Source organism: Rhizobium sp. P32RR-XVIII (assembly GCF_012641395.1).
In the GTDB taxonomy this organism is placed as follows: domain Bacteria; phylum Pseudomonadota; class Alphaproteobacteria; order Rhizobiales; family Rhizobiaceae; genus Rhizobium.
Genome location: NZ_JABAIH010000045.1, coordinates 1 through 13,329, shown reverse-complemented (window position 1 = coordinate 13,329; position 13,329 = coordinate 1). Strand labels below are relative to the sequence as shown.

The window sequence follows — 13,329 nt, the reverse complement described above, 5'->3', positions numbered from 1 at the left end:
CTCAGCAGACCCCATACAGCAGCGACCCCGCGTCGACTGCGGACAGAAGCAAGCACTCGGCGAGGGATTGAGCTCATAAGGGATTGACTCGGGAAAGCCCGTTACAGAAGCGACCTCACTCTGCCACCGTGCTGGCCGCTACTCACCCCTGATGGGATCTCAAGAGCACTCATTTGAGATCCGGACTGCGACGGGGCGAACGGGTTCAGCGGTTCGAATCTGCTCAAGGCGAGCATCGCTGACTTTCGCCGTAGCGCCCAATGCGGAGAAGAAGATTAGAGGCAGATTACCGCCATTAGGATGAATTTTTGGGTAGTGTTCGGCGGCATTCTTTTGTAGATCCCCCATGCACTTTCACACAAACGCCGGTGCGGCTTCCACAAAGCTGGCCGACGTAGCTGTTCATATTGGCTGTGGCGCGCGGAGCGTTGCCAAATCGGTAATACTTCTTGATTATCTCGGTATTCATTCAGAGGGGCGGGACCATTGCCGATCAACTATGCTGCCCAGATAAAAGTGCTTCCCGCCGACTCTCTCGAAGTAACGTGGCCGTCAGTGTGCTGGTGGCTACAGCACTGGAAACTAAAACTGCCGGCAGCCTGCTCGTCAATAATCAATAAAGGTTAGAATCGAAGGGCCCGCTCCTACGGAAAGCGAGCCCTTGCCGCGTCTCTTGTATCCCCTAGCCATTCAGCGCGGAATTGACCACGCGGCACCCGGAGAGGGGTGTCATCCGGGTTGAACAGAAGAACTGCCGCGCAACCCAGCGCGCCAAACAAGGCAGGTTCTGCAATGTTCCCCAAAAAACCCCCGCCGGAGCAGCAGTTAAGGGGGAAAAGGTGACCGCGGCACCAGGGAAGAGGGCTGCGGCTCCAAGATCACTGGCGACTGTCGTCAGGAAGACTACCGCGCGGCCGCCATCGAAACGCTCAGGACACGCAACCGTTCCCGTCCGGTAGCGTACGAACAAAAGAGACCCCGCTGGCTGGTGAGCGGTTGCGCGGTCAGGTCGCCACTAAGGCTGGATGCGCTGGCGGGGCGGATGCCGACACGCAATCCGGCACAATAACGAAGAGAGGAGACTTCGCGTTCCGGTTCGCCAGCGTACAGACAAGCCGTGCCTCGGCGGGCGGCCGGTTCATCTGCTGGAGTCAATCCAGCACCGCGGACCTGAACGGGAGAACCGCGACGAGATCTCCGTTTTCATCAACGATCTCGAATTGCATCGAGCGTATCCGCTCTCCCCTATGGACCAAACCCGCGACGAGCTCGCGGGCGGAGTTGACTGCCTCTTCATGAACTGCGGCAAGATTTGGCAGATCGATACCTTCGTCGTCTTCGACGAATTCATCGCCTGCACGGATATGGAAGTAATACTTCGCCATCTACCAACAACCGAGGGAGGGCGGCCTCCTGGTTCGCGAACAATCAAGGCTTGTCATTGTTCCTGTCCGGTTAGCGCGCCGCCAATGATGACCGCGCGCCGCCAGGATGGGGTGGTTGCATCGCTGGCATTTAACAGGAAGACTGCCGCGCGGCCGCTCCGATAACCGACCGCTCCAGCGAGCGTTCCCGTTCGATACCGTACGGTCAAAGAGAGACCCCGCGTGCTTTGAGGGAGTTGCGGGGTCAGCTCGCCATTACGAGTTGCTGATGGAGGCAGGATCAGTATCGCATCCATAGCCCAGCTTCTCTGGCGGCGGCAATAAAAGCGGTTCGTGCAGCCTCGTGCGACGTACGATCGTCGAGCGCCGCTTGACAAACATTTTGTGCACGAAAGAAAGCCGGACCGAACGTGGACCACCGCGTTGTAAGCAATGTCAAGGCTGCCCGTGTTCCCGTGATGGCGTCGAACCGCGCACCGGGCCTCAGTTGCAATTCAACATTGGTGGCCCAGTGACCGTCGTCCATAACCGTACCTCGTAAGATGATGAGCGGTTAACAACGGCGGCGCTGTTCGGAAGTTCCGGCCTTCCCTGACTTGCTGATATCAGTTGGTGGAAGATGAAAGGGAATCAGCGCGTGGCGAGCAGAGGACCGCGCGGCCTTCCGAGGGCAGGAAGGGTCAAAGCAGTGAGCTCGCCACGCGATCCCAACGGCTAGAACAATGAAAGCATTGCAAGGTTCCGGTGCGGTAGCGTACCGATCGCAATCGGCTCATATGACGCTGAACAGCGCGGCCAAACTCCCGATGACTTCGGCAAATAGCTTGCCTTACTCAGGCGGTGGGCCGTCATCCCCCCGGCTGCGAAGCCGAGCCTCACGTAACCTCGCGGTCTTGGCTTCGCGTTGAAGGCGTTCCGTTTCGAGAATGGTTTTGGCAACTTTATGGGTTGCTTCCAGCCTCGCTTGTTGCTCGCTTGCAGATCGACTACCCAACTGTTCCTCCGTTGCAACTGGTATCATCCCGCGATTAGGGGATGCTGGGTTAACGGGCTGCTTAAAAAACTTAGCCCTGCGGGGACCTGCTTCAAGCATCGGTCCGTTGCCGTACGGTGGCAGCCCGCCTCAAGACTCTGGGATACACCAGTCGTTTCGATGCCCGGGCCGCCACTTTCGAGCGAAGCCTTCCCGCAACAGCGTCTTGCCGATCTCTTCAGTGGGCATAGCCTATGTTATGGAGACCGCACGACGTTGAAAGTTCGTTGTCGGATTTTCCGATAGTGACGCCGCCGGTACCGCGATTACGCCTTTTCGCATGAGTGGCTTTTTAGCCTCACGCATAAACCATTCGTTGAGACCAGCAATTTTAAACTGCTTCCATTTCAAAGATGGATTTCATCATGCCTGATTTGTTTCGATACATCGTTTTCATCGGCTTTATCGCATTGGGTTTCGGGTGTGCCCTGGTCACTTACTGGCTTTCTTCCCGGCGGTGACATACGCTCACGCCAGCTTCCGTTCCCGGCGTGTCTATGCCCGAGACGAATGGAACACCTTCCCCCAACAGTCGCATATTCTGAGCGTCGCACTGGACGGTATCACCGTCGACAGCCGTCAATGAGGTACAGACGAGTAATTCCGCTATCACTGGCTGTCCTCAATGCAGCTTCTTCTTGCAATGTGACAGCCCCTGCTTTTTCCTTTCCGACGGAAGTCTGGATAGGAAAATTTTCATTTCGCCTTTTCCGCGAACTGTCGGGATATATCCGTGATTCTCCTCGTGAATCGCGTTCAGACGTTGAATTTTCGATCAGGGACACCAGAATCCACCCGCTTGACTCTTTTCAGTTTCGAGAACAAAAAAGGAACATTGCCATCCTTTCGGACAGAAAACCTGAAACGCGAGCCTGAGGAGGTCCGTGAACGATGTCGCGCGCCCATAATCCTCGCGTTCTGGAGGACCTGAGAGAGAGAGAATTGCTCACCTCGAGGGATCGGCAAGCCGTAAGGCCGTGGTCCTCCCTTTCGGTGTGGCCGAGATCGATGGGCACCTGCCCGGCGGTGGCCTTGCCTTTGGTGCGCTGCATGAAGTCGCCGGTGGAGGGGCAGGAACCGTCGACGGAGCCGCTGCAGTCCTCTTTGTCGCTGGCATCGCCGCGCGCTCGAAAGGCAGGGTTCTCTGGTGCCTGACCCGACCTGATCTGTTCTTTCCGGCGATCTCGCAGGCAGGCCTGCATCCCGACCGCGTCATCTTCTGTGAGGCCGACAAGGAAAAGGATGTGCTGGCCTCGATGGAGGAGGGGCTTGCCTTCGGCGGTCTTGGCGCCGTCGTTGGCGAACTGGTCCGGCTACCGATGACGGCCTCGCGGCGCCTGCAGTTGGCGGCCGAAAAGACCGGTACGATGGGACTGGCGCTCAGGCGCTGGCGCCGCCAGGCAGAAGCTTCCGACTATGGCCAGCCGACGGCGTCGACAACACGCTGGCGGGTCAGCGTCCTGCCATCAGAACCCTTACCCGTCGTCGGCGTCGGACGCGCGCGCTGGCTGGCCGAATTAATGCGCGTCAAAGCGGGCGAGTGTGCCGAGTTTGAAATTGGAGCCTGTGATGCCCAGGGCCGTATCTGTCTTCTTCCCCTATCTCGCGACGGATCGCATGCGCACGTCGTGAGGAGATCGGCGCACTACTTGATAGCTTCGGCTGGTGCTATGGGCACCGGAACGAGTACGGCTATCAGATGGCGTGGCATCTTTGTGATGCCAATTAATCGGCCATAGCTCGCGAAAGGGCGGTGAGGATCCGCAGCGAGATCGATCTGTCGGGCGAGATTGCCCAATCGGTCGCCGGCAAGGCGGAGGCAAGATTGCCATCGGCAAGGTCTATCCCGCCACGATCGGCGTGCCGCCTGGCGCATTGGCCGCAAATATCCGGATATCTGCATGCATATCGAAAGGGGCACCACCGATGACATCATCCGCCATATTGAGGCAGGCCACATTAATCTCGGCTTCATCAGACCGGTGGAGAATATCGGTTTGTTGCGGTTCTTCTCGATTGCCCATGAACGCTATCTGTTGGCGGTGGCCAAGGAGAACCCGCTATTCCTGAAGAGCGAGATCGATCTTGAGGATCTGCGATCTGAGAAGATCATCTCGTTTTCTCGTCAGAACCTTTCCTACATCGAGTGTTATTTTGCCGAGAAGTTCGAGGAGCATGATCTGACGGACAATGTCACCTGTATCTGCGACGACACCTTCTCGCTGGTGTCGTTGGTCTCCGCTGGGCTTGGCATCGGTTTCGTGCCGGAATGGACGCAGGATCTGCCGAATGGCAAGATTTTCGACAGGTATGGATTTATGCTGCATGTCGATGGATACGATTGCGTTGCCGGATCGGCGCTTCGGTCACCGCCGATCATGACATCAGTCTGTCGGCGACCTTCGACTCGAACATCAGGCCCAGAGCATCACGAACTCAGCCGAATGTGAGTTTGTCGGGGGTGGTGAAGCAGGGGAATGCGGCTTGGATAGATCATCGCAACCGCGACTGGATCAGGAAAGGTTGCCAAGGGAACAGTCACTGATCGGCCGATCGGTCAGAGAGCTATTTTCGCTTTTGTGGCTTTTGTCGTCACCGACCATCGCAAATAGTGTCATCTCCGGACGAACGTGGCATTAATGCTGTGCTTCGAGGAAAAGCGCGATTGTCGGAGGAGTGACGATGATCAGACACAATGGAGAGCTGTTCGACCGGATGCTCGCGATCTCGCGGGCCTTTGCAGGACATATTGAGGCCGGGGCAGCATTTCGGGCAACGGCAACAGAGATCTTCAAGTTGCTGCCGCATGACCATATCGATGTCGCCGTTCTTTTGAACGGCGGGCAGAGCCACATTTGCTACGAAACAGGCTACCAGACGAGCTGGAGCGAACTCGCGCTCAGCCCACCGCCGGTCGAACGGAGCCCGGTACGGGCGGTGCTGCGAGGTGAGGTGCCGTCTCTCTTGAGTGACGATGCCCTCGGAGACGAGCGGTTTCACTTTACCGGCGCCATAGACGAGCCGATCTTTACCGCCCGGTTACGCAGCCGCATCGTCGTGCCGATGCGAGCAAGGGGCGAGATCATCGGTGCCCTCAACATCAGCAGGCACGAGCCTGGCTGTTATACGCCTGCCGATCTGGAGATCGCCCAGCACTGCGCCGAATTCATCGCACCCTATATTTTCGCATTGATCCAGAGCGAGGAGGCACGCCGGGCGATGATGGCGGAAAGCGATGCGCGCAATCGCGAAGAAATCCTGCGCGTCGGCGCATCTCGGCTGACCGAAGGCATGGAGCAGGAGCGGCGACGCATCGCCATGGACCTCCACGACCAGACCCTTGCCGACCTCGCCCGCGTCGTGCGCCAGGTCTCTGCGCTGCATCGCGACGGGATGGCCGGCGTCAGCCAGCTTGCGGATCTCGAGCGGGAGATCGTCAACTGCCTGACGGAGCTGCGCCACATCGTGGACGATATGCGCCCGAGCGTGCTCGAGCTTTTCGGCTTGCGCGATGCCATAGAGGCCCATCTCAACCGCAGCGTCAGCCGGGCAACTCCTTCGATTGCCGTGCGGATCCATGATACCAGCGAAGGCGCCGCCGAAATGCTGCCGGAGCGCACGTTGACGGCGATCTATCGGATCGCCCAGGAAGCGATCAACAATGCAGTCAAGCACGCGGTGCCGCGCCGCATCGAGGTACGCATGGACTCGACACCATCGCTGCTGAAGATCGTCGTCACCGATGACGGCGCCGGTTGTGCCCCGGCCGACCCGCAGGTCAATGGCGGCATCGGCCACATGCACACGCGGGCGGCGCTGATCGGTGCGCAGCTTCACATCGGCCGCTCCAGCCGCAAGGGCGGTACGCGAGTGGCAATCGAAGTGCCGCTTGGTGGCGAGACGATCCCACCCGGCGTGCTGTCGCAGGGCGCTGCGGTCCGCGCAGTGAACGCCGCTGGGAGACTCTGACATGTTGGTATTGATTGCCGAGGATGACGGATTGCATCGCGCTTTCGTGCGCGCCACGATCGAGCACCTGTGGCCCGGTGATGTCGAGGTGATCGAGGCAGGCAGCGGCGACGTCGCAATCGATCTTGCACGACGCCGCGAGCCGCCTTACGTGGTGCTCGACCTGCAATTGCCGAAAGCGACAGGCATTGAGGTGGCGCGATCCATCTGGAGCCGTCGGGCTGATACTCAGATCCTATTCTGGTCGAATTTTGCCGACGAGTCCTATGTGCGCGGTGTCGCTCGTATCGTTCCGCCTGGCACGGTTTATGGCTATGTACTGAAATCGGCGTCGGAAGAGGGCATGCGCTCGGCCTTGCGGGGCGTCTTCGCCGAAGGCCATTGCATCATCGACCGGGAAGTGCGCGGCATCCAGCACCGTGTGCAGGATCGACTGGAGGGCATCACCGACAGCGAATATGAGAGCCTGATCGATGTCGCGCTGGGGCTGACGGACAAGGCGATCGCCGCCCGCCGCGGCCTCTCTACGCGCGGCGCGCAGGCGCGCATCCGCCATCTCTACGAAAAGCTCGGCGTCGTCACGGCCGAGGACGGGGCGGGCGAGGCCTCGCTCTTCAATTCCCGCACGCGGGCGATCTATCTGGCCTTTGCCCGCGGCCTTATCAATGTCGATGCGCTGAGGCGCGCGCAGGAGAGCCTCAACGCCTGGATAGACCAGGCTTCGGCAGCGAAGGAGCTCTGAAGATCCGAGTGTGTGTTTGCACATTCAAATCTGCGTCTTCAAACGTAGCCGAACCCTTCCATCCGTGGCTAATTCGGGCACAAGCAATAATAAAGTACATGGGAGAACACGCGATGCCCTTCATCAACATTCAGATTCTCAAAGGCCATCCCCAGGAGCGTAAGGACGAGATCGCGCGTCGCGTGACCGCTGCCGTCAGCGAGCTGGCCGAACTGCCGAAAGAGGCGATCTGGGTCGTCTTCGAGGACGTCTCGTCATCCGACTGGTTCGTCGGCGGAAAATCTGTCCAATCCTCGAAGAGCTGAGCCATGGCGAGGAGCAACCGCGATCCGGGATTTGCCGACGTGGTCGGCGACGCGGCGCTGGAGACCCTGGCAAGCGGTCTCGGCTTCACCGAAGGTCCCGTCTGGCATCCTTACGAGAAATGGCTTGTCTTCAGCGACATGCCCGAAGACCGCATGTATATCCGCCGGCCTTCCGGGGCGATCGAGGATTTCCGTCGGCCGAGCAACAAGGCGAACGGCAATACGCTGGACCGCGACGGGCGTTTGCTCACCTGCGAACATGCGATGAGCCGCGTCACCAGGTTCGAGCGCGACGGTTCGACGAGTGTCGTCGCCGCACACTACAAGGGCAAGGAACTCAACAGCCCAAACGACATCGTCGTTGCGACCGGCGGCGCGATCTATTTCACCGACCCGACCTACGGGCGGATGGAATATTATGGTGTGCCAAGGCCGCAGGATCTTTCCTTTCAGGGCGTCTATCGCGTCGATCCGGACGGTTCCAACTTGACGCTGTTGGTGGATGATTTCGCCCAGCCGAACGGGCTCTGCTTCTCGCTCGATGAATCGCGCCTCTTCGTCAACGACACGGAGCGCCAGCATATCCGGGTCTTTGCCATCTCGCCGCAGGGCGAACTCACGGGCGGGGCTGTCTGGGCCGAGACCAAGGGTGAGGGGCCGGGTGCGCCGGACGGGATGAAGATCGACAGCTGCGGCAACGTCTATTGCTGCGGGCCGGGCGGCATCCATGTCTTCGATCCGTCGAGCCACATGCTCGGCATTATCCGCACGCCAGAGCCGACCGCCAATTTCGCCTTCGGTGACGAGGATCTGAAGAGCCTCTATATTACTGCTTCGAGTTCGCTGCACAGGCTGAGGGTGCGCGTGCCGGGGTTAAGATTGTTCTGACAGCCGGGACCCGGCTAGCAGGAGTGGATGCCGATGGAGGATCGGCGCCGGGTGAAAGCCTTTCACTCAAGTCCAAACAACTTAGGGAGGATTGAAATGCGTAAAGTCTTTGTACTTGCCAGCCTTGCCGCACTGCTTGCATCGGGCACGGCCTTTGCCGACACGAGCGGCAAGAAGATCGCCTTCTCGAACAATTATGCTGGCAATTCCTGGCGTCAGGCGATGCTTAAGAGTTATGACATCGTCACCAAGAAGGCAGTCGCCGACAAGGTGGTCGGAGCCGCCGACGTCTTTACCACTGCGGATCAGGAAGTGCCGACGCAGGCAGCCCAGATCCAAAACCTGATCCTGCAGGGATACGATGCGATCGTCATCAATGCCGCCTCGCCGGACGCGCTGAATGGCGCGATCAAGCAGGCTTGCGAAGCCGGCATCGTGGTCGTCTCGTTCGATGGTATCGTCAACGAACCCTGTGCCTATCGCGTTGTCGTGGACTTCGAGGATATGGGTAAGCAGGAAATCGAGCAGATGAAGAAGTTCCACCCCGAGGGCGGAAACCTGCTCGAGATCCGCGGCCTTGCCGGGACTTCAATCGACGATTCGATCCACAAGGGGCTGCAGGAAGGCGTCGCCGCTCATCCGGAATTCAAGATCGTCAATTCCGTAACCGGCAACTGGGACCAAACCACTGCGCAAAAGGCCGTTGCGACTGTTCTGCCGTCGCTGCCGGATATCGTCGGCGTCGTCACCCAGGGCGGTGACGGCTACGGTGCCGCTCAGGCCTTCGCCGCTGCCGGCAAGCCGCGCCCAACCATCATCATGGGTAACCGTCAGGACGAACTGCAATGGTGGAAGGAGCAAAAGGCCAAGGATGGTTATACGACCTGGTCCGCCTCGATTGCGCCGGGCGTTTCTACGCTAGCCTTCTGGGTCGCCCAGCAGGTGCTCGATGGCCGCAAGGACATCCCGCACGATCTGCTGGTCCCCTATCTTGCTTTCACGCAGGATGATTTCGAGCAGCATCTTCCCGAAATTCCCGTCGGCAGCGTTGCGACCAAGGAATATACACAGGCCGATGCGATCGAGGCCATCAAGGCCAACATCAAGTGATCGTTGCGCCGATGCAGGCCGAAGCCGCCCGAACCATTATCAGCCTTCACGGCGCCGAAAAGCATTTCGGCGCCGTGAAGGCGCTCCATGGTGTGGACTTTGCAGTGCGGCCTGGCGAATGCGTCGGACTTGTCGGCCACAACGGCGCCGGGAAGTCGACGCTCATTAACATGCTGGCGGGAACGCTCTCGCTCGACCGCGGCCGCATGATGGTAGGCGAGACGGTCGGGGAGCATTATTCGGTTATTCGCGCGCAAAGCCTTGGAATACGTTGCGTCTTTCAGGAACTCTCGCTCTGCCCCAATCTTTCCGTCGCTGAGAACACCCGGATCAATCATCCAGCTCTGCGCCGCTTCGGCTGGCATAAACGCGCCGCCGAACTGATTACCGGCAAGCTCGACGAGATCTTTCCAGAGCACGGCATCGATGCCTCCGATATCGTCGCGGATCTTTCGATCGGGCGGCGGCAGATGGTGGAGGTTGCCCGAGCCTTCACGGTGACGGAGGATCCGTTGAATCTTGTTATCCTTGACGAACCGACCTCTTCGCTCGATGCCCATACAGCCGGCCAGCTGCTCGCTTTCGTCCGGCGCTTCGTTGCGGCCGGCGGCAGCTGCATCCTGATTTCGCATCTGCTTGGCGAGGTGCTGCAGAATGCCGACCGCATCGTTGTAATGCGCGACGGCAAGGTCGTGGCTGCCGATGCGGCACGTGCCTATGACCGTGACCGGCTGGTCGCGACCATGGGAGGGGCTGCCCATCGCGAGAAAGGCGCAGCGCAAGCCGTCGCCGTCAAGCCAAAAGGTGGTCCGCGCGTGCGGGCCCGCCCAGCGCGTCAGGGCGACGGCGCCGAACTTGTTGCCCTATCAGGATCCATTATCGGGCTTGCCGGGCTTGCCGGCCACGGCCAGACCGATCTGTTGCTGGCGATCTTCAACGCTTCCCGGCGCGGCAAGATCGGCATCGAGGTGACGGCGCCGGTTGCCCTTGTCGCCGGCGACCGGCAGTCGGACGGCATCTTCCCGCAATGGTCGATCGCCGAGAATATCGGCATCGGATCGCTGAGGCGGCTACGTGCCGGCCTGCTCATCTCGCCGAAGCGCGAGGCTGAGCTTGCCAATGCCTGGAAGCGCCGGATCGGCATTCGTACCCCCGATACGGCCAACAATATCCTGTCACTTTCGGGTGGCAACCAGCAGAAGGCGCTCTTTGCCCGCGCGCTTGGCTCCGACGCCGAGATTATTCTGATGGATGATCCGATGCGGGGCGTCGACATCGGCACCAAACTCGAAGTTTACGATCTCATCCGCCAGGAGGCCGCCAATGGCCGCACCTTCATCTGGTATACGACCGAGACGGAAGAGCTCGACAATTGTCACCATGTCTACGTCTTCAAGAACGGCCGCATCGTCGCCAACCTGACGCGCGACGAGCTGACCGAGGAGAAGATCATCCAATCCTCCTTCGTCGAGGCAAGCTGAGATGGCATTCATTTCGCTGAACAATTCCGTTATGCGGCCTGCCCGCAGCAGCGCCGGAAGGGCACGCACCCTGCGCGCCATGCTGCCGGCGCTCTCACTGGCTCTCGTGCTTCTTGCGATCGGCTGGCTCAATCCGCGCGCCATCTCCTATTTCGGCTTCAGCCTGATGCTGAACCTCTCGATCCCGATTGCGCTCGCCACCATCGCGCAGATGTTCGTCATCGCCGGGAACGAGCTCGATCTATCAATCGGCACCTTCGTCGGTTTCGTGGGCTGTGTCACCGCCACTTGGCTGCGCGAAGCACCGCTGCTCGGTGTGACCGTGCTGCTTGGTTCGATTTGTATCTATGCGCTGCTCGGTGCACTGATTCACCTACGCAGCCTGCCGTCGATCGTCGTGACGCTCGGCATGAGCTTCGTCTGGCAGGGACTGGCGATCCTCGTGTTACCCAAACCCGGCGGCAAGGCGCCGGAATGGCTTCAGGCGATCACGTCCTTCAAGCCGCCCTTCATTCCTTTTCCGATCGTCGCCGCTGTCGTCATTGCCGCCGTCGTCTATTTTGGCCTGATGCGGACCTCCTACGGCGTCATCTTGCGCGGTTCGGGCGGCAATCCGGCGGCGCTAGCGCGGGCCGGCTGGTCACTTTTGCGCACCAAGATTACACTCTTTGCGCTGGCCGGAAGCTTCGGCGTACTCTCGGGCCTGACGCTGATCGGCATTACCTCGTCCGGCGATGCCAATATCGGGAATGGCTATACGCTGCTGTCGATCGCCGGCGTCATCCTCGGCGGCGGTGAATTCATGGGAGGGCGCGTGTCGCCGATCGGCGCGGTCATCGGCGCGCTGACGCTGGCGCTTGCCGCCTCGTCACTGCTGACCTTCATGCATATTCCGCCGGACTGGCAGGTGGCGGCGAATGGTGCGATTCTCATCATCGTGCTTGCCGCTCGCGCGCTCATCAGCCGCAAGGAGGCATGACATGCCGCAATTGAAAGCGCTTGCCGCAAAGCCCTGGATTTGGTCCTTCGTCGGCGCTCTCGCCGCCTGGCTCGCTACCATTGCATTTACCGGCGGCTACGGCGCCGGCGGCATGCTAACGGCCGCCTTCTCGCTTGCCGTCTTCATGGTCATCGTCGGTACAGGGCAGATGTTCGTCATCACCCTTGGCCCCGGCAATGTCGATCTCTCGCTGCCGGCCAATATCGGGCTTGCCAGCGCCGTCGCGATGAAGAGCATGGACGGGCAGGACAGCATGATCGTCGTCGGCCTGCTTGCCGCACTCGCCAGCGGTGCTGCGGTCGGCGTCGCCAACTATCTGCTGATCTGGGCGCTGCGCATTCCGCCGATCATAGCGACGCTCTCGGCAAGCTTCATCATCCAGTCGATCGACATCAGTTATGGACGCGGCCTGCAGATCAAGCCACCGCCAGGTTTTGCCGAATTCACCAATCTGCAGATGTTCGGCGTTCCCTTGCTGGCGCTTCTCGCCGTCCTCTTCACGCTGGGTGCCGGCGTTGCGCTCCACCGGATGATCTACGGGCGCTCGGTGCTGGCGATCGGGCAGAATATCCGCGCCGCCTGGCTTGCGGGCGTGCATGTCGAGCGCATCCGTTTCCTGACCTATACCCTCTCGGGCACGCTCGGCGGTCTAAACGGGGCACTGCTGGCCGGCTATTTCCGCGGCGCAAATGTAGATATTGGCAATGAATACCTGCTTTCCTCAATCGCCGTCGTCGTCATCGGCGGAACCTCTGTCGCGGGCGGCAAGGCTAACATTCCGGGCATCTGGGGAGCTGCCCTTTTCCTCGTGCTTCTCCTGACCATGCTCAACACATTCGGCGTTAGCGCCGGTGTGCGCCTGCTGCTCACCGGCCTTATCATCATTGGCGTCATTACCGCTGCCGGAGGCAAGCGTTCGTAGGAAAGTAGATCTTGGGCCCTCCTATTCGGCGTCTCAGCCATTTGGCTCAGGGTGACGCCGCCCACTCGAAGCCGCCAATCTAATTGCTGCCGGAGGACAGTCAGCAAAGCTCGTTGCTTGCGGGCTTCGCTCGATAGCTCAGGGGCTTCCAAGGGCACTCGGCAGGTTTGGCAGCCGCTGCTATCACTGACACTGAGTAGAGATACCGGGCTGGAGCATCGTTTTCAAGCGATAGGCAGAGGCCCCCTATGCAACCCCAGAGAAGTTACCGGTCTCTATCTTGTTGAAACTGCTAATCCGGAATCTTACGGTTAAATGCAAAACGACACCGTCCCGCGCACGCGTGATCTCCAGCTGAAGTCCGTGCCTAGCATTACAGTTGCATATTTATCTATGATCTGAATCTATGGGTCTCCATGATTCGGAGGTCATGGATGGCAGGTGCATCAATCGAGACGACGCTTGAGCTATGGGCATCATCGTTGCGCGACGTG

11 protein-coding genes and 2 pseudogenes are annotated in these 13,329 nt (G+C 59.9%); 10 read left to right on the top strand and 3 right to left on the bottom strand.

What is annotated here, in order from left to right:
- Positions 1-1,151 precede the first annotated feature (1,151 nt).
- The 3 genes and pseudogenes from HGP14_RS34510 to HGP14_RS36095 form a co-directional block, all read right to left on the bottom strand.
- Positions 1,152-1,385 (bottom strand): DUF6894 family protein, encoded by a 234-nt coding sequence (locus HGP14_RS34510; protein WP_168834279.1) that lies wholly within the window; start codon positions 1,383-1,385, stop codon positions 1,152-1,154.
- A gap of 280 nt (positions 1,386-1,665) precedes the next feature.
- On the bottom strand, positions 1,666-1,911 hold the full coding sequence (locus HGP14_RS36930; protein WP_168834278.1) for a DUF982 domain-containing protein: 246 nt from the start codon (positions 1,909-1,911) through the stop codon (positions 1,666-1,668).
- Positions 1,912-2,905: 994 nt separating this feature from the next.
- Positions 2,906-3,031, bottom strand: a pseudogene (locus HGP14_RS36095) (thermonuclease family protein); the annotation flags it as partial.
- Between the two features lie 364 nt (positions 3,032-3,395).
- Between HGP14_RS36095 and HGP14_RS34500 the strand changes: the two are divergent.
- The 10 genes and pseudogenes from HGP14_RS34500 to HGP14_RS34455 all read left to right on the top strand — a co-directional run bounded on the left by HGP14_RS34500 (position 3,396) and on the right by HGP14_RS34455 (position 12,835).
- Positions 3,396-4,157 carry an ImuA family protein gene (locus tag HGP14_RS34500; RefSeq protein ID WP_312862247.1) on the top strand — a complete coding sequence of 254 codons (762 nt, stop codon included), beginning with the start codon at positions 3,396-3,398 and terminating at the stop codon, positions 4,155-4,157.
- Positions 4,154-4,709, top strand: a pseudogene (locus tag HGP14_RS34495) (LysR family substrate-binding domain-containing protein); the annotation flags it as partial. The gene HGP14_RS34500 and the pseudogene HGP14_RS34495, both read left to right, overlap by 4 nt.
- 391 nt (positions 4,710-5,100) lie before the next feature.
- Positions 5,101-6,387, top strand: a complete 1,287-nt coding sequence (locus tag HGP14_RS34490) for a GAF domain-containing sensor histidine kinase (RefSeq protein WP_168834277.1) — start codon at positions 5,101-5,103, stop codon at positions 6,385-6,387.
- Between the two features lies 1 nt (position 6,388).
- Positions 6,389-7,129 carry a response regulator transcription factor gene (locus HGP14_RS34485; protein ID WP_168834276.1) on the top strand — a complete coding sequence of 247 codons (741 nt, stop codon included), beginning with the start codon at positions 6,389-6,391 and terminating at the stop codon, positions 7,127-7,129.
- A gap of 113 nt (positions 7,130-7,242) precedes the next feature.
- Positions 7,243-7,434, top strand: coding sequence for a 4-oxalocrotonate tautomerase family protein (locus HGP14_RS34480; protein ID WP_168834275.1), 192 nt, complete (start codon positions 7,243-7,245; stop codon positions 7,432-7,434).
- Between the two features lie 3 nt (positions 7,435-7,437).
- The gene (locus HGP14_RS34475; protein WP_168834274.1) at positions 7,438-8,322 is read left to right on the top strand and encodes an SMP-30/gluconolactonase/LRE family protein; all 885 of its coding nucleotides are present in this window, start codon (positions 7,438-7,440) and stop codon (positions 8,320-8,322) included.
- A 96-nt stretch (positions 8,323-8,418) separates the two neighbouring features.
- The gene (locus tag HGP14_RS34470) at positions 8,419-9,432 is read left to right on the top strand and encodes an ABC transporter substrate-binding protein (protein ID WP_168834273.1); all 1,014 of its coding nucleotides are present in this window, start codon (positions 8,419-8,421) and stop codon (positions 9,430-9,432) included.
- An 11-nt stretch (positions 9,433-9,443) separates the two neighbouring features.
- Positions 9,444-10,913, top strand: a complete 1,470-nt coding sequence (locus HGP14_RS34465; RefSeq protein WP_168834280.1) for a sugar ABC transporter ATP-binding protein — start codon at positions 9,444-9,446, stop codon at positions 10,911-10,913.
- 31 nt (positions 10,914-10,944) lie between these two features.
- Entirely contained in the window at positions 10,945-11,892 is a 948-nt protein-coding gene (locus HGP14_RS34460; protein WP_246704762.1) for an ABC transporter permease, read from the top strand.
- 1 nt (position 11,893) lies between these two features.
- A complete protein-coding gene (locus HGP14_RS34455; RefSeq protein WP_168834271.1) occupies positions 11,894-12,835 on the top strand; it encodes an ABC transporter permease in 942 nt (313 codons plus the stop codon).
- Positions 12,836-13,329 lie beyond the last annotated feature (494 nt).

What these genes read in the sequence shown, in the direction of transcription:
- HGP14_RS34470 (WP_168834273.1), top strand. Translation starts at nt 8,419, where the DNA reads ATGCGTAAAGTCTTTGTACTTGCCAGCCTTGCCGCACTGCTTGCATCG.
- HGP14_RS34460 (WP_246704762.1), top strand. Translation starts at nt 10,945, where the DNA reads ATGCGGCCTGCCCGCAGCAGCGCCGGAAGGGCACGCACCCTGCGCGCC.
- HGP14_RS34480 (WP_168834275.1), top strand. Translation starts at nt 7,243, where the DNA reads ATGCCCTTCATCAACATTCAGATTCTCAAAGGCCATCCCCAGGAGCGT.
- HGP14_RS34490 (WP_168834277.1), top strand. Translation starts at nt 5,101, where the DNA reads ATGATCAGACACAATGGAGAGCTGTTCGACCGGATGCTCGCGATCTCG.
- HGP14_RS34510 (WP_168834279.1), bottom strand. Translation starts at nt 1,385, where the DNA reads ATGGCGAAGTATTACTTCCATATCCGTGCAGGCGATGAATTCGTCGAA.
- HGP14_RS34485 (WP_168834276.1), top strand. Translation starts at nt 6,389, where the DNA reads ATGTTGGTATTGATTGCCGAGGATGACGGATTGCATCGCGCTTTCGTG.
- HGP14_RS34475 (WP_168834274.1), top strand. Translation starts at nt 7,438, where the DNA reads ATGGCGAGGAGCAACCGCGATCCGGGATTTGCCGACGTGGTCGGCGAC.
- HGP14_RS36930 (WP_168834278.1), bottom strand. Translation starts at nt 1,911, where the DNA reads ATGGACGACGGTCACTGGGCCACCAATGTTGAATTGCAACTGAGGCCC.
- HGP14_RS34465 (WP_168834280.1), top strand. Translation starts at nt 9,444, where the DNA reads ATGCAGGCCGAAGCCGCCCGAACCATTATCAGCCTTCACGGCGCCGAA.
- HGP14_RS34455 (WP_168834271.1), top strand. Translation starts at nt 11,894, where the DNA reads ATGCCGCAATTGAAAGCGCTTGCCGCAAAGCCCTGGATTTGGTCCTTC.